This window comes from Hymenobacter sp. J193, assembly GCF_024700075.1.
GTDB lineage: Bacteria > Bacteroidota > Bacteroidia > Cytophagales > Hymenobacteraceae > Hymenobacter.
The window spans coordinates 1,379,804-1,398,291 of the sequence record NZ_JAJONE010000001.1 but is presented as its reverse complement, the minus strand read 5'-3'; the positions used below and the strand labels follow the sequence as shown (position 1 = coordinate 1,398,291).

Annotated in this window: 20 protein-coding genes; 7 read left to right on the top strand and 13 right to left on the bottom strand. The window is 57.4% G+C overall.

The genetic code is table 11. From position 1 onward, the window contains the following. Positions 1–4 precede the first annotated feature (4 nt). The 4 genes from LRS06_RS06065 to LRS06_RS06050 all read right to left on the bottom strand — a co-directional run bounded on the left by LRS06_RS06065 (position 5) and on the right by LRS06_RS06050 (position 3,058). On the bottom strand, positions 5–1,273 hold the full coding sequence (locus LRS06_RS06065; RefSeq protein WP_257870663.1) for an NADH-quinone oxidoreductase subunit D: 1,269 nt from the start codon (positions 1,271–1,273) through the stop codon (positions 5–7). A gap of 105 nt (positions 1,274–1,378) precedes the next feature. Continuing rightward, positions 1,379–1,942, bottom strand: a complete 564-nt coding sequence (locus LRS06_RS06060; protein ID WP_257870662.1) for an NADH-quinone oxidoreductase subunit C — start codon at positions 1,940–1,942, stop codon at positions 1,379–1,381. Between the two features lie 97 nt (positions 1,943–2,039). Then, entirely contained in the window at positions 2,040–2,594 is a 555-nt protein-coding gene (locus LRS06_RS06055; RefSeq protein WP_308239874.1) for an NADH-quinone oxidoreductase subunit B, read from the bottom strand. 71 nt (positions 2,595–2,665) lie between these two features. Further along, on the bottom strand, positions 2,666–3,058 hold the full coding sequence (locus LRS06_RS06050; protein ID WP_196955226.1) for an NADH-quinone oxidoreductase subunit A: 393 nt from the start codon (positions 3,056–3,058) through the stop codon (positions 2,666–2,668). Positions 3,059–3,189: 131 nt separating this feature from the next. On the opposite strand from LRS06_RS06050, the gene LRS06_RS06045 reads away from it, so the two are divergent. Then, positions 3,190–3,789 (top strand): Uma2 family endonuclease, encoded by a 600-nt coding sequence (locus tag LRS06_RS06045; RefSeq protein WP_257870661.1) that lies wholly within the window; start codon positions 3,190–3,192, stop codon positions 3,787–3,789. 162 nt (positions 3,790–3,951) lie between these two features. Beyond that, positions 3,952–6,516: an Ig-like domain-containing protein gene (locus LRS06_RS06040; protein ID WP_257870660.1), complete on the top strand. Its 2,565-nt coding sequence runs from the start codon at positions 3,952–3,954 to the stop codon at positions 6,514–6,516. A gap of 79 nt (positions 6,517–6,595) precedes the next feature. On the opposite strand, the gene pruA is transcribed toward LRS06_RS06040, so the two are convergent. From pruA to LRS06_RS06000, 8 genes are all read right to left on the bottom strand, one after another. Beyond that, the gene (pruA, locus tag LRS06_RS06035; protein ID WP_257870659.1) at positions 6,596–8,266 is read right to left on the bottom strand and encodes an L-glutamate gamma-semialdehyde dehydrogenase; all 1,671 of its coding nucleotides are present in this window, start codon (positions 8,264–8,266) and stop codon (positions 6,596–6,598) included. Between the two features lie 90 nt (positions 8,267–8,356). After that, positions 8,357–9,277 (bottom strand): hypothetical protein, encoded by a 921-nt coding sequence (locus LRS06_RS06030; protein WP_257870658.1) that lies wholly within the window; start codon positions 9,275–9,277, stop codon positions 8,357–8,359. A gap of 9 nt (positions 9,278–9,286) precedes the next feature. Then, positions 9,287–9,835 carry a hypothetical protein gene (locus LRS06_RS06025; protein WP_257870657.1) on the bottom strand — a complete coding sequence of 183 codons (549 nt, stop codon included), beginning with the start codon at positions 9,833–9,835 and terminating at the stop codon, positions 9,287–9,289. 109 nt (positions 9,836–9,944) lie between these two features. Beyond that, on the bottom strand, positions 9,945–10,802 hold the full coding sequence (locus LRS06_RS06020) for a hypothetical protein (protein WP_257870656.1): 858 nt from the start codon (positions 10,800–10,802) through the stop codon (positions 9,945–9,947). 165 nt (positions 10,803–10,967) lie between these two features. Then, a complete protein-coding gene (locus LRS06_RS06015) occupies positions 10,968–11,345 on the bottom strand; it encodes an HAD family hydrolase (protein WP_257870655.1) in 378 nt (125 codons plus the stop codon). Next, positions 11,318–11,659, bottom strand: coding sequence for a hypothetical protein (locus LRS06_RS06010; RefSeq protein ID WP_257870654.1), 342 nt, complete (start codon positions 11,657–11,659; stop codon positions 11,318–11,320). The genes LRS06_RS06015 and LRS06_RS06010 overlap by 28 nt, the downstream gene beginning before the upstream one ends. Positions 11,660–11,742: 83 nt before the next feature. Further along, positions 11,743–12,060, bottom strand: a complete 318-nt coding sequence (locus LRS06_RS06005) for a hypothetical protein (RefSeq protein WP_257870653.1) — start codon at positions 12,058–12,060, stop codon at positions 11,743–11,745. A gap of 35 nt (positions 12,061–12,095) precedes the next feature. After that, positions 12,096–12,494 carry a metalloregulator ArsR/SmtB family transcription factor gene (locus LRS06_RS06000; protein WP_257870652.1) on the bottom strand — a complete coding sequence of 133 codons (399 nt, stop codon included), beginning with the start codon at positions 12,492–12,494 and terminating at the stop codon, positions 12,096–12,098. Positions 12,495–12,601: 107 nt separating this feature from the next. Between LRS06_RS06000 and LRS06_RS05995 the strand changes: the two genes are divergently transcribed. From LRS06_RS05995 to LRS06_RS05980, 4 genes are all read left to right on the top strand, one after another. Further along, positions 12,602–13,285, top strand: coding sequence for a carboxypeptidase-like regulatory domain-containing protein (locus tag LRS06_RS05995; RefSeq protein ID WP_257870651.1), 684 nt, complete (start codon positions 12,602–12,604; stop codon positions 13,283–13,285). A gap of 166 nt (positions 13,286–13,451) precedes the next feature. Further along, a complete protein-coding gene (locus LRS06_RS05990; RefSeq protein WP_257870650.1) occupies positions 13,452–14,825 on the top strand; it encodes an NAD(P)/FAD-dependent oxidoreductase in 1,374 nt (457 codons plus the stop codon). 217 nt (positions 14,826–15,042) lie between these two features. Beyond that, positions 15,043–15,723, top strand: a complete 681-nt coding sequence (locus LRS06_RS05985; RefSeq protein ID WP_257870649.1) for an urease accessory protein — start codon at positions 15,043–15,045, stop codon at positions 15,721–15,723. Positions 15,724–15,756: 33 nt separating this feature from the next. Continuing rightward, positions 15,757–16,446: an urease subunit beta gene (locus tag LRS06_RS05980; protein WP_257870648.1), complete on the top strand. Its 690-nt coding sequence runs from the start codon at positions 15,757–15,759 to the stop codon at positions 16,444–16,446. A gap of 255 nt (positions 16,447–16,701) precedes the next feature. Here the strand turns inward: LRS06_RS05980 and LRS06_RS05975 are convergent, their stop codons facing one another. Further along, positions 16,702–17,460 carry an IS5 family transposase gene (locus tag LRS06_RS05975; RefSeq protein ID WP_257869755.1) on the bottom strand — a complete coding sequence of 253 codons (759 nt, stop codon included), beginning with the start codon at positions 17,458–17,460 and terminating at the stop codon, positions 16,702–16,704. Between the two features lie 67 nt (positions 17,461–17,527). On the opposite strand from LRS06_RS05975, the gene LRS06_RS05970 reads away from it, so the two are divergent. Beyond that, positions 17,528–18,448 carry a RelA/SpoT domain-containing protein gene (locus LRS06_RS05970; RefSeq protein ID WP_308239925.1) on the top strand — a complete coding sequence of 307 codons (921 nt, stop codon included), beginning with the start codon at positions 17,528–17,530 and terminating at the stop codon, positions 18,446–18,448. Positions 18,449–18,488 lie beyond the last annotated feature (40 nt).

Here is an 18,488-nt window from a genome sequence, read left to right as displayed (position 1 = left end):
AAAACTACGCGTCCAGCTCCCCGGCAATTACGTTCATCGACGACAGCGTCACGATGGCGTCGGAGAGGGTCTGGCCTACTACCATTTCGGTGTAGGCCTGGTAGTAGATGAAGCAGGGGCGGCGGAAGTGCAGGCGGTAGGGTGTGCGGCCTCCATCGGAAACCAGGTAAAAGCCCAACTCACCGTTGCCGCCTTCCACCGAGTGGTAGACTTCGCCAACCGGCGCCTCAATCTCGCCCATCACAATCTTGAAGTGATAGATGAGGGCTTCCATGTTCTTGTACACGGCCTGCTTGGGCGGCAGGTAGTAGTGCGGTGCATCGGCGTGGTAAGGGCCTTCGGGCAGGTTTTCCAGGGCCTGATTGATGATGCGCAGGCTCTGCCAGATTTCCTCGTTGCGCACCATAAACCGGTCGTAGGTGTCGCCCTTGGTGCCCACCGGAATTTCAAAGTCGAAATCCTGGTAGCTGGAATAGGGATTCATTACCCGCACGTCGTAGTCGACGCCGGCGGCGCGCAGGTTGGGGCCGGTGAAGCCGTAGTTCAGGGCGCGCTCAGCCGAAATGCCGCCTACGTCCACCACGCGGTCCATGAAGATGCGGTTGCGGTTGAACATCTTCTCAAACTCCTGCATAACGGCCGGGAAGGTTTTCAGCCAGGTCCGCAGCTTTTGCAAAGCTACCGGCGTGAAGTCGCGCTCCATACCACCCACGCGGCCCATGTTGGTGGTGAGGCGGGCGCCGCTTACTTCCTCGTAGATTTCATACACCTTCTCCCGCTCATCCATCAGGTAGAGGAAGCCGGTGAAAGCGCCGGTATCCACGCCCAGAATGCCGTTGCAGATCAGGTGGTCCGTAATGCGGGCCAGCTCCATCAGAATCACGCGCATGTACTGGGCACGCTTAGGTACTTCCACGCCGAGCAGCTTCTCCACCGTCATATGCCAACCCATGTTGTTGATGGGCGACGAACAGTAGTTCATCCGGTCCGTCAGGGGCGTAATCTGGTAGAAGGGCCGGCGTTCGGCAATCTTCTCGAAGGCGCGGTGAATGTAGCCGATAGTGGGTACGCCCGAAATAATCCGCTCCCCATCCATCTGCAGAATGTTCTGGAAGATGCCGTGGGTAGCGGGGTGGGTCGGCCCCAGGTTCAGCGTGGTTAGCTCCTGGTTGAAGTCGTTCACGGTAGGCGCCAGCGGATTGATCCGGGGCTGCTGCTCGCGGGCTTCTTCAATAATCTTATGGGTGCCTTCCAGCGTGTCGTTTACTGCCATTTTTTCAGAGCTTAGAGCCTAGAACTTAGAGCTTGGAAGTTTGAGAAAGAGGTCTGAAAACAAGAACAGTCTACGTTCTAGGCTCTCATTTCTAAGTTCTAAAAATTATCGTCCGAAGAACAGGTCGGTTTTGTCTTCGCGGGTGCCATCTTCCAGGGCGTACTCCCGGCGCATGGGGTGGTAGTCCATGTCCTCCACATTCAGGATGCGGATGAGGTTGGGGTGACCAGGGAAGATGATGCCGAAGAAATCGAAGGCCTCACGCTCCATCCAGTTGGCGGTGGAGTAGAGGTCAGTCAGGGTGGGCACTACCGGGTCGGCAATGGGGAAGAAGATCTTCAGCCGCAGCCGTACGTTGTGCACCAGGCTGTGCAGGTGATACACCATGCCCAACTCCTGGCCTTCCTTTTCGGGCCAGTGCATGCCGCACATAGTAGTCAGGAAGTTGAGCTGCAGCTCCTGGTCCTGCTGCAAGCCGGCAATAATGTCGTGAATCCGTTCCCGGGTGGTGGTGGCGGTCAGCAGACCGTAGGGTTCCTCTACATCAGTGAAGGCATCGGCGCCGAACAGGCGGTGCAGCAGGGCCAGCAGCTGCGCATTTTTCTGCGCGGCCGGGTCCTGCGCGGCAGCTTGTTCCTGAGCCGGGATGGATTCGTTCTGTTCAGCCATTTTATAGAGCTTAGAGCTTAGATGGTAGAGCCTAGAAGTGAGTAAAGCCGAACAATCTGAGTTCTAAGCTCTACCATCTAAGCGCTAAACAAGCTGCTTACTTGATGTTGTAAGAGGCCAGCAGGGCCTGGTACTCGGGCGAGTTGCGGCGGCGGAGGGATTCATTACGGGCCAAGTCCTGCACCCGCATCAGGCCGTCGAGCACTTGCTCGGGGCGGGGCGGGCAGCCGGGCACATACACGTCTACCGGGATAATCCGGTCGATGCCCTGCAGCACAGAGTAGGTATCGAAAATGCCACCGGAGCAGGCGCAGGCACCCATGGCCAGCACCCAGCGGGGCTCAGCCATCTGCTCGTACACCTGCTTTACAATGGGCGCCATCTTCTTGGCGATTGTACCCATCACCATCAGCAAATCGGCCTGCCGGGGCGAGAAGGACGGGCGCTCCGAGCCGAAGCGGGAAATATCGTAGCGGGAGCCCATGGTGGCCATAAACTCGATGCCGCAGCAGGAGGTGGCGAAAGGCAAAGGCCAGAGCGAGTTGGCGCGGGCCATGCCCACCACTTTCTCCAGCGAGGTAGCGAAGAAGCCAGCTCCTTCCAGGCCCTCGGGGGCCTCCACCATTTTGATTTCAGGAACTCTAGTATCCATGAGAGAAGGTCAGATTAGAAAGCGGAATTACTCCACTTCAGCCAACACCAGCTAGCAAGCAAAAGTTTGGCTTAACGGGCTTCGTTCCAGCGCAGAACCCCCTTTTTGATGACGTAGGCGAAGCCGGCCATCAGCAGCGCCAGAAACACTATCATCTGAATGAAGCCTTCGGTGCCGAGGGCGCGGAAGTTCACGGCCCAGGGATACATGAAGATAACCTCCACATCAAACAGCACGAACAGGATGGCCGTCAGAAAGTACTTCACCGAAATCGGGGTACGGGCGTTGCCCACCGACTCGATGCCGCACTCAAAGGCTTCATCTTTCACCACGCTCTTGCGACGCGGCCCCACGAGGTGCGAAACCACCATGGCAAACGCTACGAAGGCAATGGCCAGCACAAACTGCACGATGATGGGCAGAAAGTCCTGGGGCTGGTAGTTGGTTGAAACGGCAAGAAACATAGGCTGCGACAAATAAACGCCGTTTAAACACGGCATGGGAGGCAAAGGTAGGGCCTAGCCGGTTGGGAACAAAGGTTATGATAAGCAGGGGAGGGAATGGCGTATATTTGAGCAAAACAGCTTGGCGCAGTATGGCTCACCTCCAAACCCCACCCCACCGCTACACCCTGGAAGAGTACCAGGCCCTGGAAGAAGTTTCGGAGCAGCGGCACGAGTATTTTGATGGGGAAGTGTATGCCATGTCGGGAGCTTCGGCCGCACATCATACCATTCGGCAAAACTGCGTTATTAGTTTGCGAACTGCCTTGCGGGGCCGTGGCTGCAGAGTGTATGATGAGGGAATGCAACTGGCTGTACAGGAAGGGCGCTACTACACGTACCCAGATGTACTGGTAACCTGCCACCCGGAGGACGTAAAGGAGCAGCGCACTATGCGCCATCCGGTGCTCATCATCGAAATTCTCTCACCTTCCACGGCCGACCACGACCGGAGCTGGAAATTCAACCAGTACAGGCAGCTGCCTTCGTTGCAGCACTACCTGCTGGTTTCGCAGCATACCTGCTTGGTGGAGTGGTTCCGGCGCGAGCAAAGTGGGGTCTGGTCCTTCAGCCCGCTGGGCGAGCTGACGGATGAGCTCGAAATTCCGGAACTGGCCAGCACACTGCGGGTACAGGATATTTACGATGAAATAGACATTACGCCAATGCGGGCCCAGCCCCCGGTAGAATAGGTTAGAGATTGTAATTAGCTTATTTTTTTTGTAGTTGTTTTTAGGATGATGAATAGTAGCTTACGGCTGGGTGTGGGCGCACACGCATCCCGGTTGCTCTACTGGCTGAGGCAGGTGACCCAACTCCCACTACTCTTCCTTTCATCCTTTTCCACAACCACCATGAGAACAGCTTATCAATCCAAACACCCCCAAACAATCGGGACGACGGACAGCCGACTAAAGCGGCTGCGCAACCACCGGCTTTTTGCATTCCTGCTCTTTGTACTCGCTTGCATGGGCGGCAATGCCTCCGCGCAAACCGCGTGCAGCCCGGCCTGGGGTGCTTCTACGGTGTACACCGTAGGTAACCCCGTGTCCCGCAACGGCAACAACTACACCGCCAAGTGGTGGACCCAGGGCGAAGACCCCGCTACGGCCAGCTGTACCGACTGCGTGTGGAAGCTGGTAGGCCCCTGTGGCGGCACCACCACGAATACGCCACCCACGGTCGGACTTACGGCGCCGGCTAACGGCGCCACGTTCACGGCGCCGGCCAATATCACGCTGAGCGCCAACGCTACCGACAATGTATCAGTAGCCAAGGTGGAGTTCTTCAGAGGCACCACCAAGCTGGGCGAGGACCTGACAGCCCCCTACAGCTACACCTGGAGCGGCGTGGCCGCGGGCACCTACACCCTCACGGCCAAAGCTACCGATAACGCCGGCCTGACAACTACTTCTGCCGCCGCCACGGTTACCGTAAACGCCGCCCCGCCCGTCGGCACGGCCATTCCAGGCCAGGTTGAAGCTGAGACGTACTCGGCGTTCAACAACGTCCAGCTGGAAACTACTACTGACATCAACGGGGGCCAAAACGTGGGCTACATTGCCGCTGGCTCCTGGATGGATTACGCGGTAAACGTGACTAACGCCGGGCAGTACGACGTCACTTACCGGGTGGCCAGCCTCAACACGGCCAGCAGCGTCCAGCTCCGCTCGGGCGCTACGGTGCTGGGTACCACGTCGGTGCCCGTTACGGGCGGCTGGCAAACCTGGACTACCACGGCCGCAACCCGGGTTACGCTGGCAGCCGGCGCCCAGACCCTGCGCGTGTACGCGGTAGCGCCGGGCTTCAACCTTAACTGGATCCGGTTTGCCGCTGCCGGCACCACCACGAATACGCCGCCCACAGTCAGCCTTACAGCGCCGGCCAACGGCGCTACGTTCACGGCACCGGCCAGCGTGACTATCACCGCCAATGCTACCGACAATGTGTCGGTGGCGAAGGTGGAATTCTTCAACGGCAGCACCAAGCTGGGCGAGGACCTGACGGCCCCCTACAGCTACACCTGGGGCAGCGTGGCCGCGGGTACCTACACCCTCACGGCCAAAGCCACCGACAACGCTGGCCTCACCACTACTTCGGCTGCCGTCAGTATCACGGTCAATGGCACCACTCCTCCCATTACCGGCCTGCCCAAGCGCATTATGTCGGGCTACTGGCACAACTTCGGTGGCGGGGTGCCCTTCATCAAGCTGCGCGACGTGCATCCGGGCTGGGATGTTATCAATATTTCCTTTACCGAGCCCATAGCCGCCGGCAGCACCGATGGCCGCATGAAGTTCGTGCTGGGCGGCCCGGCTGACTATACGCCGGCCGCTTTCAAGGCCGACGTGAAGCTGCTGCAAAGCCAGGGCAAGAAAGTGGTGCTGTCTATCGGCGGCTACGAAGGCTATTTCTCCCTTGGCTCCACCACGGCCGTCAACCAGTTTGTAAACGACATCAAGAGCTTTGTGAATGAGTACGGCTTCGATGGCATCGACATCGATCTGGAGCAGTCCTCGGTGCAGTTCAACGGCGGCGCCGACCCGGATTTCAAGAACCCGACTTCGCCCAAGGTTGTCAACATGATTTCGGCTATCCGGCAGATTGTCACTGCCTATCCATCGACGTTTATCTTGTCGTGGGCGCCCGAAACGTTCTACTTCCCGATGGCGCACCAGTGGTACGGCGGCACCAACAGCTTTGTTGATACCCGCAGCGGCGTGTACCTGCCCATGATTCAGGCCCTGCGCGACCGGACCACCTACGTGCAGACCCAGCTCTACAACTCCGCCCAGATGAAGGGCAACGACGGGGTGATGTACTCGATGGGAACCGTGGAAGGCATCGTGGCCATGACCAATATGACTATCGAAGGCTTCACCGTAGGCAGCGACACCGGCCCCTTCTTCACCGGTCTGCGCCCCGATCAGGTTGTCATTGCCGTGCCTTCCTCGCAGGGCGCTGCGGGCAGCGGGCAGATTTCGAATGCCAGCCTGCAGCAGGCCTTCAATCAGGTGAACAGCAAGCACCCGGGGCTGCGCGGCATTATGGCGTGGTCCATCAACTGGGACACCTTCCAGAACAGCAACTCCTTTGTCATCAGCAACAGCAACTTCCTTAAAGCGCTGCCCGCCGCCCGTACGGCGCTGAGCGACCAGCCGGCGGTTAGCCGCCAAACGGCGCTGGGCTTATTCCCCAACCCGGCGGTAGCTGGCAACCGACTCAGCCTCAAGCTGGGCGCCAAATACCAGACGGTAGACGTGCTGCTCTCCGACCTGACCGGGCGCAGAGTGGGCGCGTATTCCTTCCGCGGCGTGAGCCAGGCAGATTTCACCCTGCCTGCACATGTCCGGGGCATCCTGCTGGTGCAGGTGGTGGCCGATGGAAAAACCTCAGTTCAGCGCATCCTGGCCGAGTAAAAACTGGTAAGTTAAACTCAACAATAAAAAGGCCGCTCCGGAATTCCGGAGCGGCCTTTTTATGAATTACTTGAACAGCTTAGAATCCGCCCTGCCCGGTCACGTTCAGGTTTTCGCCGTTCTGCACGCCCAGGAAGGGGTAGCGGTAGTCCGTCACAGGCACGAAGGTTTCCTTGATGGCGCGCGGCGACACCCAGCGCAGCAGGTTCAGCGGGGAGCCGGCCTTGTCGTTGGTGCCGGAGGCACGAGCCCCGCCGAAAGGCTGCTGACCAACCACGGCGCCGGTGGGCTTGTCGTTGATGTAGAAGTTGCCGGCGGCCTGCACCAGCTTCTTCGAGGCCAGGTCGATGGCGTAACGGTCCTGGGCGAAAATGGCGCCGGTGAGGGCGTAGGGCGAGGTGCTATCCACCAGCTCCAGTGTCTGCTCAAACTGGTCGGCCTCGTACACGTGTACCGTCACGACGGGGCCGAACAGCTCCTCGCACATGGTCACGTACTTGGGGTCTTTCGTGACGATGACGGTGGGCTCAATGAAGTAGCCTTTCGACTTATCGTAGTTGCCGCCCGCCACAATTTCGGCGTCCGGGTCGGCCTTGGCCCCGTCGATGTACTTGGCCAGCTTATCGAAGGAAGCTTCGCTGATAACGGCGTTGATGAAGTTTGAGAATTCCTCCACGTCGCCCATCTTAAACGAGGCCAGGTCTTCCTTCACGTAGCCCAGAATTTCGTCGGCCAGGTTGCTTGGCAGGTACACCCGCGAAGCCGCCGAGCACTTCTGGCCCTGGTACTCAAACGCGCCCCGGCTGATGCCTACGGCCACCGACTTGGCATGGGCCGAGGGGTGCGCCACGATAAAGTCCTTGCCGCCGGTTTCGCCCACGATGCGCGGGTAGCTCTTGTAGCGCTTGATGTTCTGGCCAATCGTTTGCCAGATGTGCTGGAACACGCCCGTAGAGCCGGTGAAGTGAATGCCGGCAAAATCGGGGTGGGAGAAGATAACGTCGCCGGCGGTGGGGCCGTCCACGTACACCAGGTTGATAACCCCGGCCGGTACGCCGGCCTCTTCAAACAGCTCCATCAGCACCTGGGCCGAGTAGATCTGGGTGTTGGCGGGCTTCCACACCACCACGTTGCCCATCATAGCCGCCGAGGCCGGCAGGTTGGCGGCAATAGACGTGAAGTTGAAGGGCGTGAGGGCAAACACGAAGCCTTCGAGCGGGCGGTGCTCCAGGCGGTTCCACATGCCGGGCTGGCTCTGGGGCTGCTGCCGGTACAGCTCCTGCATGAAGTGCACGTTGAAGCGAAAAAAGTCAATCAGCTCACAAGCGGCGTCAATTTCGGCCTGGAAGCAGTTTTTGCTTTGGCCCAGCATGGTGGCCGCGTTCAGGCGGGCGCGGTAGGGGCCGGCCAGCAGCTCAGCCGCTTTCAGGAAGATGGCGGCGCGCTGCTCCCAGGGCAGCTCGGCCCACTGCGGGCGGGCAGCCAGGGCGGCATCAATGGCCTGCTGCACGTGCGAGGCGTCGCCTTCGTGGAAGTGGCCGAGGGTATGCTGGTGGTCGTGAGGCGAGCTGATGCGCTGGGTGTTGCCCGTGCGCACTTCCTGGCCGCCGATGTGCATGGGAATGTCGCGCTCCTGCTGCTTGAGCTCCTTGAGCGTCTTGAGCAGCTCGGTGCGCTCGGGGGAGTTGGGCGCGTAGCCCTTCACCGGCTCGTTGATCGGGGTGGGGACGTTGAAAAAGCCGTTAGCCATGTCTGTGTTTTTCGTTGTTGGGAATTGATGACTGGGTGGAAAACAAAGGTAGAGAGGAATGCCTAGTTGTACCGGGAGCCAACAAGACTGTCAATTCATCCAATATGCTCGTTGTTTCCAGAGCCTTTCTAATGGCTTGATTTGAGACAAGAGTAGAACGAAGCCTAATACGAACAGGAAGCCGTAGTTTCTCCTGTGGTTGCTGATATCGTCAGGCTGAAGCTGCAATAACAGTTGAGCCCGCTCCTGCTCCTGCGCCGGATACCAGATGGCCACCTTTGGTTGCCAGCCCAGGGCCAAGGCCTGCTGAAATGTGTAATGGTGGAAGGCTGGTAATGGGAGCAAGTAGGAGCGAGGCGCAAATGCCGCTAGATCTTCTATTGGACGAAATTGTACGCGTACGTGTGGGGCGCCAGTTATACTCGCGGCCATTACTCGGCCTTGTGTATGCGTTCCATCAATGTACGTCTGCATGTCGGCATTGGAAGCCGTCCAGTCCGAGCAACCCTTGAGCGTAAACCCCATCATACTGCCACCAAGCAGTAGTACGGCTGAGCGCCATAACCAAGGCTGGGGTCTAGGGCGAAGCCGTTCTTTCCAATGATTTGGCAAAAGGCTTATTGCTAACAACAATCCGCTGCCTAATAGCCAGTACCATATGTGAGGAGCTGGTTCGGGCGACATACTCGCTTTCTGACTTTGTAGAGAGTAATGAACGGCCAGCGTATCAGAAGCATGCATCTGCTGAAACTGCAGTTTTTCTACTTTCACCTCAACAAGGGAATCGGTATTGGCAAACGGAAGCAGTCTTAGGAGGGCGTAATACTTTGGTGGGCCTTTGCCTCTATAGTCAATTACCAACTCTTTGATAGCGCCTAATTTTACCGGAGCAGTGTTAAGCAGAAATGCTGCCTTCTCCTGGCCATACACGTAGAATGCGCCTGTCAGCAGGATGAGGGATAACAAGGCCACTTTGAGTTTTCCCGGCCACTCCTGTTCTGCATTATCCATATCCAACTACTACTGCCGCGCCAGCAGCTCGCGTATCTGCTGCTCCAGGTCCGTCATGGAGCCGGTGTTGTGGATGGTGAAATCGAAGTGCGGGTAAAGGTCGAGGGCGGTTTCGCTGGGGTGCTCGTCGTCGCGGGTACCGTCGCCGCGCTGGCGGAGAGGGTCGCCCTCTACGCGCAGCATCAGCCCGCCCCGGCGCCGGATCAGGTCGGCCTCGTTGGGAAAGCGCACGTCGGGAATAAGCGTACACTGGTCGGCGGGTAGCTGGGAGAAGAAGGCCTGCACCCAGATGTCGGGCTCCCACTGGCGCAACGCCAGGCCCACCTGCTGGAGCATCTCGCCCCGGGTGCGCCCAAAGGCCGGCAGCTTCTCAGCTTTGCCCTTCTGCGAAAAGTACGGGGCGGTGCCTTCGCCGGCCAGGGCCGCGCACACGGCCTTTATCGGTTCGCCCACGGAGCGGATGTGCCACTTGCGCTCGGGCTGCAGCCGTTGGAGCAGGCGGGCCAGCGTATCCTTGCCGCTGCCACGCTTGCCCGAAAAACCAATCAACTGTGTCATGGGCAGTAAAGGTACGAAAGGCGCTGTGGCGGTATAAAACCTACAAATGATTGGCGCGGGGTAAGCCAGCAAGTAGCAGCAATTGGGTAATTGTGTACGTCACCGATTTTTACCTCTCGTTGTGCCGAACATACCTGATCAGGTTGCTGGCCACGAGCACTACGCCGATGCCGCACAACAACATACCTAGCGTGTTGTAGCTGATGCCTATAGGGGTTTCTCCTTTGGCGGCTTCTGCCAGGGGCGGCAAAGCCGCATCCGCTACCACTAGCTGCTTGGGTGTGGCTGGGTCGTAGGCCACAAGCAAGGGCTGGTTTTGGGGGTTCGGCCGCGACAGGCGGGCATGTAGCAGCGCATACTGCTGCGGGGCAAGCGACACCCGCACCGGCGCGGCCGTAGCGGCAGCATAGGGGAGGCGCACGAGTGCCGAAGGGTAGTTTGAAGCTGCCGAGTACTGTACGCTGAGCAAGGTGGCCTGCTCGTATTGGTAGGCTACAGCTTCACTTGGAGCTGTCACAAAACCGGCGGCATGGCGGCAGCTGACAATGCCGGAACTGAAAACAAGTGCCCCAACTAGTGCCCACGCCAGAGTTCTGAGGGTAGGATAGCGGGCGGGCTGCCTTAGTGCTGCCTTGGCCTTGGAAACGGATTTTCTGGCGTTATGGCGGCCGGTTGAGCGCCGGTATTTCTGGTATATACCCCGGCCGCTAAAAACCAGGATCAGAACCAGAACGCCGTACCCAACCACTCCCCAGGTGGCGTAAAACTGCTCCCCTACGAAAGCAGTGTCTTCGGGCGAGCTTCTGGCGTACTTAATTGGAAATGTGTCGCCGGGCTCAAAACCAGCATAATAGTCTTCCTGAACTTCCAGCCGGCTGGCAGCCGCTTTCAGACCACCATGCATGAACTGGATGTTGAGGTAATAGTCGTACGCGTTTTTGCGCCAGTTTTTTTCCTTGCTTGCCACGGTGGCTAGCGCAGTGGGACCGTTTATCGTTTGATAGTGGGTCCAGATAGCCCAGTTAACAAAGCAGAAAATAATGGAATAAAGAAAGAATAACCCTTCAAGACTTTCTTTTGGGTTGCGGCCCATAGGATAACAAGGTTTGCCAGTCTGCCTCGGCTGGTTAAGCTATAGAATCTCCTTCAACTCGCTCAGGCAGCTGATTTCGTAGGTAATCTGGTTGAAGTGGCGGCGCTTTTCGGGGTTGAAGTACACCTGGTCGAGGCCAGCGTTGTGGGCGCCCAGCACGTCGCACTCCAGGTTGTCGCCAATCATGAGGCTTTCCGGGGCGGTGGCGCCGGTGCGCTCCAGGGCGTGCCGGAAGATGCGCGCATCGGGCTTGAGGTGCCCGCAGCACTCCGAGGTTACGATTTCCTCGAAATACTCGGTCAGCCGCGAGGCATCGAGCTTGACGTACTGGATGTCCCTGAAGCCGTTGGTGATGAGGTGCAGGCGGTAGCCTTTGTCGCGCAGGTAATTCAGCACCTCGTAGGTGTACGGAAACACTGCCTTTTTTGGGGCAGGATGTCGGTGAACTGCTCCGAGATGCCCGCCGGCGAATCCTCTTCGCGCAAGCCCAGCTGCACAAACGTGCGCGGAAAACGAACGGAGCGCAGCTGCTGCTGGGTGATTTTATTGTTCTGGTACAGCCGCCACAAGCCGTGGTTTATATCAGAATACTCCTGAATAAACTTCTCTACCGCAATGCCGTGGCGCTGCAAATCGTGCAGCTCGAAAAGATGGCGCAGGGTTTCATCGGCGTTGGTTTCAAAGTCCCACAGGGTGTGGTCCAAGTCAAAGAAAATATGACGGTATTTCACGAAGGCGTAATGAGGTGACAGGTAATAGGTAACACGTGACGGGCGAATTTGTCCTGCTTTATTCGGACCAGCCGGGCCGATCATCAATCCAGTAGCAGGCGCTTCACGGCTTTTCCCTCGCCCAGGTGCTGCACGATGTCGGCCGCGTCGCGGGGCTTCACGTCGCCGTACACGGTGCCCTCCGGATGTACGATGAGGGCGGCGCCCGGACCCTTTTTGCAGTGCTTGCAAAGGTCGAGGCAGTTGCAGGTCTGCACCCGCACTTTGGTTTTGTCGCCGCCGAGCAGCAGCTTTTTGAGGCCCTGCTTTTTCAGCTCGATCTTAAGTGCCCGGGCCACATCCCGCCCGATTTCATCTTTTTGCGCGGTGCATACAAACAGGCGGGTAATAGCAGATTTCATACGCAGAGCAACAACGGGGCGGGTCGGCGGGTGTGTCAGGCGGGTGCCTGCGTGCCCGTCCAGTGGCGGTTTTGCAGCTTATACGCGGCCAGCTCCCGGTTCGACCAGAGCGTCTGGTAAATCTTCTGATCCTGCTGCAGCTGCGTGTCGCGCTCCATGTAGCCCAGCAGTTGCTGAACGAAATCCAGGGCTTCGTCCTTGATGAAGTAGAACACCCAGTTATCGAGCCGACGAAAATGGACGAGGCCGGCACTTTTTAGCACGGCCAGCTGTCGGGAGGTTTTGGTTTGGGTGAAGTCGAGCACCTGTTCCAGATCAGAAATGCACATTTCCTGGTTGCGCCACAGCAAATGCAGGATGCGTACCCGGCTTTCGTCGCCGAGGGCCTTAAAAATTGGCAGGCCAAATGCAACGGAGAAATGTTTCAGGCGCATCTTGTGTAGCAACGGGGGAGGAGGGTCGGCACGGGGCCGGCACAAATTTACGCCAAAGCGGGGAGTGCCCCGAAAGCGCCGTATACTTGTAGTCAGGTTCGTTTTGTATGTCTGAAGTGGTTCGATTTCGTTTTGTTTTAGCCGGTTTTCTGCTCCTGGCTGCCTGGCTGGGTTGCCCCTCCGACGTGCGGGCCCAGGGCCAGCGCCAGGTGGTGCAGTTCACCGGCATCGTGGCCACCGGCGACTCGCTGCTGGGCGTGCCCGGTGCTTCCGTGCTGGTGCCCCAGGCCGGGCGCGGCACCGCCACCAATGCCTACGGCTACTTTTCGCTGCCCGTGCTGGCCGGGGATAGTATTGTGATTCGTTCCCTGGGCTACCGCAACCAGTACGTGGTCATCCCGCCCGATTACCAGCGCCAGAGCTACTCCGTAATTGTATCGCTCAAGGAAGACGCCACCGTACTGCCCGAAATCCGCATCTTCCCCTACGCCACCGAGCGGGAGTTCAAGCGGGCCTTTCTGGCCCTCAAGCTGCCCAAAGAGAGGGGCTCGGCTACCGCCGAAAACCTGAACGAGGACATCATGCGGCGCATTTTCAACAATGCCCCGGTGACCAGCGTGGGCAACTACCGCCAGACCATGCAGCAGCAGCAGCAAGAGCAGCAGCGCCGCATGGGCCTTGGCCCCTCGATGCAGGCCAACAACCCCTTGCTCAACCCCTTCAGCTGGCTGCAGTTGATCCAGCAGGTGAAGAAAGGCGAGTTCAAGAAAAAGGAAGGAGTGGATTACTAACACATCGACAGGCTTCTGTCAGGAGAAGGCCAGCGCGGATAGAACCCGCGCTGGCCTTTTGTATTGTTCGGCCCCTATATTCGCCGCTAAGGCAAGCTGCACGGTAACCAGAACTCCGGTTTCACGGTACAGCTACTGTTTGACCTTGCAGCAAGCTTCTCTCCCTATGGATACCAATCTTCCGGTTACCTCCCAGCCCCGCGTCGTCATCGTCGGGTGTGGCTTTGGCGGTTTGCGCCTCGCGCAGGAATTGCGCCACGACCCCGTGCAGGTTGTGGTTATAGACCGCAACAACTACCACAACTTTCAGCCTTTGCTCTACCAGGTGGCCACCGGCGCGCTGGAGGCCGACAGTATAGCGTATCCCATCCGCAAGATTTTTGCCGGGCAGAAGAATTTCTTCTTCCGCATGGCCGACGTGCTGCGGGTGGACACCACCGGCAACACCGTCCACACCAACATCGGCGACATCCGCTACGATTACCTGGTGCTGGCCACCGGCTCGCTCACCAACTTCTTCGGAATTGAGAGCATAGAGCGCAACGGTATGCAAATCAAGAGCATTCCGAACGCCCTGAATCTGCGCAGCTTTATCTTCCAGAACCTGGAAAAAGCCCTGCTCACTGAAGACCCCGCCGCCCGGCAGGCTCTGCTAAACATCGTGGTGGTAGGCGGCGGCCCCACGGGCGTGGAAATCAGCGGCTCCTTGGCCGAAATGCGCCGGAGTGTGCTGCCCAAGGACTACCCCGAGCTGGACTTCCAACACATGCAGATTACCATTGTGGAAGCCGGCGCCGAGCTGCTGGGGCCCATGTCGCCGCAGTCGCAGCGGGAGGCCTATGAGTACCTCAAGGAGCTGGGCGTCACCATTCTGCTCAACACCAGCATCAAGCGCTTCGAGGACTGCAAGGCTTACTACTCCGATACTGAGTTTATTCCGACCGAAAACCTGATCTGGGCCGCTGGGGTGAACGGCGCGGCCCTGCCCGGCCTACCCGAAAACGTGGTGGCCCGTAATAAGCGCATCAACGTGAACCGCTGGAACCAAGTGGAAGGCTTCACGAACGTATTTGCTATTGGCGACGTGGCCAATATGGTGACGGAAGACATGCCCAAAGGCCTGCCCATGCTCGCACCCGTGGCCATGCAGCAGGCTGACCATCTGGCCGACAACTTCCGCCGACTCGCCAAAGGCCAGACGCCCGTCGATTTCAAGTACAACAACAAGGGCGTCATGGCCATTGTGGCCCGCAACAAGGCCGTGGTAGATTTGCCCAAAGGCCACTTCAGCGGGTTCCTGGGCTGGCTCACCTGGCTGTTTGTGCACCTGATGACGCTGGTGGGCTTCCGCAACAAAGTAGTGGCCTTCATCGACTGGGCTTTCAGCTACCTCACCGCCGACAAAGCCCTGCGCCTCATCATCCGGCCCTTCAACCGCCGCGACATGAAAGACGACAAAGGCAAGCGCCCCGCCGAGCAGCAGAACGCTACCCCCCAGTACAACGCCCCCCCGCCCGCCATCCAGACGCCCCAGGCATAGCGCTTGTCATTCCGAGCGCAGCGAGGAATCTGGGGTTCCTGAAATAAACTTTTCCTTAGATTCCTCGCTGCACTCGGAATGACAGTCTTGTTTAAAAAAATAGCCTTACTCTAAGAGTAAGGCTATTTTTTTAGGTATATAATATGTAAAATACATTTATTTTGAGAATAACCCCCTAGATTGAACACCGGTAAAACACAAACTCGATATTTCTGTCATGCACGACGCGCTGCCTTTGCTGTTTGCTTTCCTGGTCGGGATGGGGCACGCATTTGAGGCAGACCACTTGATTGCCGTAACCAACCTGGTGGCCCGCCACGACAGCCGCCTGCTGGCCGTGCGCGAGGGACTTTTCTGGGGCCTGGGCCATACCACCACGCTCGTGCTGTTTGGCGGGGCGCTGCTGCTGAGCAAGTCGGCCGTGGAGCATTCCAACTACTTTGAGGCCGGGGTAGGGGCCATGCTACTGCTCATGGGCCTCAGCCGCCTCACCGACAAAAACCAATACCAGACGAAACCACCTCGTTACCAGCGCGGCACGGCCTACGCGGTGGGGCTGGTACACGGGCTGGCGGGCAGCGGGGCCTTGGTGGTGCTCCTGATGGGCAGTATGCGCACCACCTGGCTGGGCGTGGCCTATCTGCTATTATTTGGCCTGGGTTCCGTAGCTGGCATGCTGGGCGCGGCGGCGCTGGTGAGCATCCCGTTCACGCAGCGTATGCGGCTCAGTTACAGCCTGCGCACGGGCATGGTGGTAGTATCGGCCCTGCTCAGCATCGGCTACGGCAGCTGGATGATTTACGGGAATCTTTTTAGAGCTGAGAAGAAAGAGCTTAGAGCTCAGATTCATTCCGTGGCAAGGCCGACTAACTCCGGCTACGCGCCCATTCACTTCTAATATCTAAGCTCTACTATCTAAGTTCTAAGCCAAATGCACCTTTCCCCCAAAGACCTCGATAAACTGGTGCTGCACCAGGCTGGCGTGGTGGCCCAGAAGCGCTACGCCCGCGGCCTGGCCCTCAACTACCCTGAGGCGGTGGCGCTGCTGGCTACCCAGCTGCTGGAGTTTATCCGCGACGGCGAATCGGTGGCCGACCTGATGAACAAGGGCAAGCAGATTCTGGGCCTGCGCGACGTGCTGCCCGGTGTGGCCGGCCTGGTGGCCGAGGTGCAGGTGGAAGGCACCTTCCCCGATGGTACCAAGCTCGTGACAGTACACCAGCCCATCTGCCGTGAAGCCGGCTCGCCCGAGCTGGCCCTATACGGCTCCGGCCTCACCCGCACCGTGCCGCCCGCTGCCGCCGAAGCCGCCTCGGAACCCGGCGAATACCACTTGCAGGAGACGCCCCTGATTCTAAATGAAGGCCGTGAAACCCTCACGCTGGATATACTCAACCGCGGCGACCGGCCCATCCAGGTTGGCTCCCACTACCCGTTCTTCGAAACCAACGCCGCTCTCGACTTCGACCGCGCCGCCGCCCGGGGCTTCCGCCTCAACATTCCCGCCGGCACCGCCGTGCGCTTCGAGCCCGGCGAGCGGAAACGCGTGACCCTCGTAGCCCTGGCCGGGGAACGGATTGTGTATGGCGGGAATGGGTTGATAAATGGGAAGGTGGATTGATTCTGGAAAGTAGTGGTAGGCGCTGGAGAAACTGTGTTAAGTTTGGATAAAATATTGACAACCACTCGTTATGGCATTAAAAGATCGGACGCCGCTATTCTCGAAACGTCAACTTGATGAAGCTGGACAAATATTAATTAATAAATCAATAAAATTTCCTCTTTTTGAAGCTACAATAATTCTTAATAATCATAGGTCTTGTCACGCATATCCTATAAATACGTTTCAGGCTACTCTCAGAGCGTGTTGGGGAATTTAGGACCGATTGAGCGACATGGTGATGTTGGCCAATAACAGCCACGTGACATGGCTAGCGGGGGTAAATTCGTAATCGACTACGACGCGGCGAAAGCAGGCCAGCCAGGCGAAGGTGCGCTCGACGACCCAGCGCCGGGCCAGGGGTACGAAGCCGTGCAGGGTAGGCGGCCGACTACTAATTTGTTGGACTAGGCCCAACCGCAGCAGTTGCTGGGCAAAGCGCCCACGGTAGGCCGCATCGGTCAGCACAAGCTGCAGGCGCCGTGCCCACCAAGGCCGCTGGGGCAGCAATGCCAGGGCGCCGGTGCTGTCGTGGCGGTGGGCCGCGTGCACGTGCGCGGCCCAGATACGCCCGCCGGAATCCACTAGGAGCTGGCGTTTGCGGCCGTTGACGAGCTTGTGCGCGTCCAGGCCGCGGTGCTCGTAGATGCGCGGGGCCAGCTTGACGCTTTGGCTATCTATGCAGGCCAGCGCCGGAGTCGGTTCGCGGCCGTGTGCGACTCGGTCCAGGGCGTTGACGACCGTATTGAGTTGCTGCCACAGACCCAGCCGTTGCCAGCGATAGAAATAGTAGTAAACCGCCGTCCAGGGTGGAAACTGTGGGGGCAGCGCCCGCCACTGGCAGCCCGTGCGGCACACATACAGTAAGGCGTTGAACACCTGCCGCAAACACAAGCGCCGCCGTCGTTGCGTGGGCAGCAGCGACTTGATAACTTGCCACTGCGAGTCAGTAAGGGGTTGGTAGCCATCAACCATAATGCCCGTGGAAGCCTAGGAACTCCCCGCGCAACTTACTGACTCGTCTCTTTTTAGCCCTTACTCAATTCCCAAACACGCTCTCAGAAAAAAGCTGCGTAAGCTGAAATTTGAGGCAATAGTCTCTCAGCGCCTTAAACGCGCGCCTTCTATTCTTGATAAACTTGACCGCTACCCACAGATGAAGTTGTCTAGAATGCAAGATATTGGTGGAATCAGGGTAGTGCTTTCTAGTTGTGATGATGTTTATAAATTAGTTATGAAATATAAGCATCCTGGATTCCCACATAAATTAAAGAACGAGAAAGATTATATTAGCAATCCGAAGGATTCTGGTTATAGATGTTATCATATGGTGTATGAGTATTCAAATTCAATTAATTCGAATTACGATGGTTTGATGCTCGAATTACAAATTCGAACAAAGCTGCAGCATGCTTGGGCTACAGCTGTAGAAACTGTTGGAACTTTCTTAGACCATTCTTTAAAGTCAAGCCAAGGCCCAAGAGAATGGCTGGATTTTTTCGCATTGGTTAGCCATGCATTCTCCTATGTTGAAAAGACTAATGGCCTCGCGAGATTCTCCGATGAAAATCAAGAAACTGTATTCAAAAGAGTTAAATCTGAAGCAAAAAGGTTAGATGTCGTTGGTAAATTGATGGCCTTTAGACAAGTAATCAAAAACGTTACTACTGATAAGCGCCAAGGTTCAATTCACTTAGTTGTACTTAATATTGCTGACGCTCAGGTAACAATTAGAACATATTCGAAATCGGCTATTGGTCAGGCTTCAGACGATTACATGAATGAAGAGGCAACAATAAATGCAGAAAATAAAAAACAAGTTGTTCTCGTGTCATCAGATTCTATAGAACTTTTGAAAAAAGCTTATCCAAGTTATTTTCTTGATACTCAAGAATTTCTTATTCAGTTGCAAAAAATTATGAGCACTAAATTCTTGCATAAGCAGCTAGGGTTGTTTGAATAATAAATAGAATCAGTATCTATCTAGAAAACTTAATAGCAAA

Excerpts from the sequence above, each read along its gene's own strand:
- LRS06_RS05990 (WP_257870650.1), top strand. The coding sequence starts at position 13,452 with ATGGATACCAATCTTCCGGTTACCTCCCAGCCCCGCGTCGTCATCGTC.
- LRS06_RS06050 (WP_196955226.1), bottom strand. The coding sequence starts at position 3,058 with ATGTTTCTTGCCGTTTCAACCAACTACCAGCCCCAGGACTTTCTGCCC.
- LRS06_RS05975 (WP_257869755.1), bottom strand. The coding sequence starts at position 17,460 with ATGGTTGATGGCTACCAACCCCTTACTGACTCGCAGTGGCAAGTTATC.
- LRS06_RS06005 (WP_257870653.1), bottom strand. The coding sequence starts at position 12,060 with ATGAAATCTGCTATTACCCGCCTGTTTGTATGCACCGCGCAAAAAGAT.
- LRS06_RS05980 (WP_257870648.1), top strand. The coding sequence starts at position 15,757 with ATGCACCTTTCCCCCAAAGACCTCGATAAACTGGTGCTGCACCAGGCT.
- LRS06_RS06060 (WP_257870662.1), bottom strand. The coding sequence starts at position 1,942 with ATGGCTGAACAGAACGAATCCATCCCGGCTCAGGAACAAGCTGCCGCG.
- LRS06_RS06030 (WP_257870658.1), bottom strand. The coding sequence starts at position 9,277 with ATGGATAATGCAGAACAGGAGTGGCCGGGAAAACTCAAAGTGGCCTTG.
- LRS06_RS05995 (WP_257870651.1), top strand. The coding sequence starts at position 12,602 with ATGTCTGAAGTGGTTCGATTTCGTTTTGTTTTAGCCGGTTTTCTGCTC.
- LRS06_RS06040 (WP_257870660.1), top strand. The coding sequence starts at position 3,952 with ATGAGAACAGCTTATCAATCCAAACACCCCCAAACAATCGGGACGACG.
- LRS06_RS05985 (WP_257870649.1), top strand. The coding sequence starts at position 15,043 with ATGCACGACGCGCTGCCTTTGCTGTTTGCTTTCCTGGTCGGGATGGGG.
- pruA (WP_257870659.1), bottom strand. The coding sequence starts at position 8,266 with ATGGCTAACGGCTTTTTCAACGTCCCCACCCCGATCAACGAGCCGGTG.
- LRS06_RS06025 (WP_257870657.1), bottom strand. The coding sequence starts at position 9,835 with ATGACACAGTTGATTGGTTTTTCGGGCAAGCGTGGCAGCGGCAAGGAT.
- LRS06_RS06000 (WP_257870652.1), bottom strand. The coding sequence starts at position 12,494 with ATGCGCCTGAAACATTTCTCCGTTGCATTTGGCCTGCCAATTTTTAAG.
- LRS06_RS06055 (WP_308239874.1), bottom strand. The coding sequence starts at position 2,594 with ATGGATACTAGAGTTCCTGAAATCAAAATGGTGGAGGCCCCCGAGGGC.
- LRS06_RS06045 (WP_257870661.1), top strand. The coding sequence starts at position 3,190 with ATGGCTCACCTCCAAACCCCACCCCACCGCTACACCCTGGAAGAGTAC.
- LRS06_RS06065 (WP_257870663.1), bottom strand. The coding sequence starts at position 1,273 with ATGGCAGTAAACGACACGCTGGAAGGCACCCATAAGATTATTGAAGAA.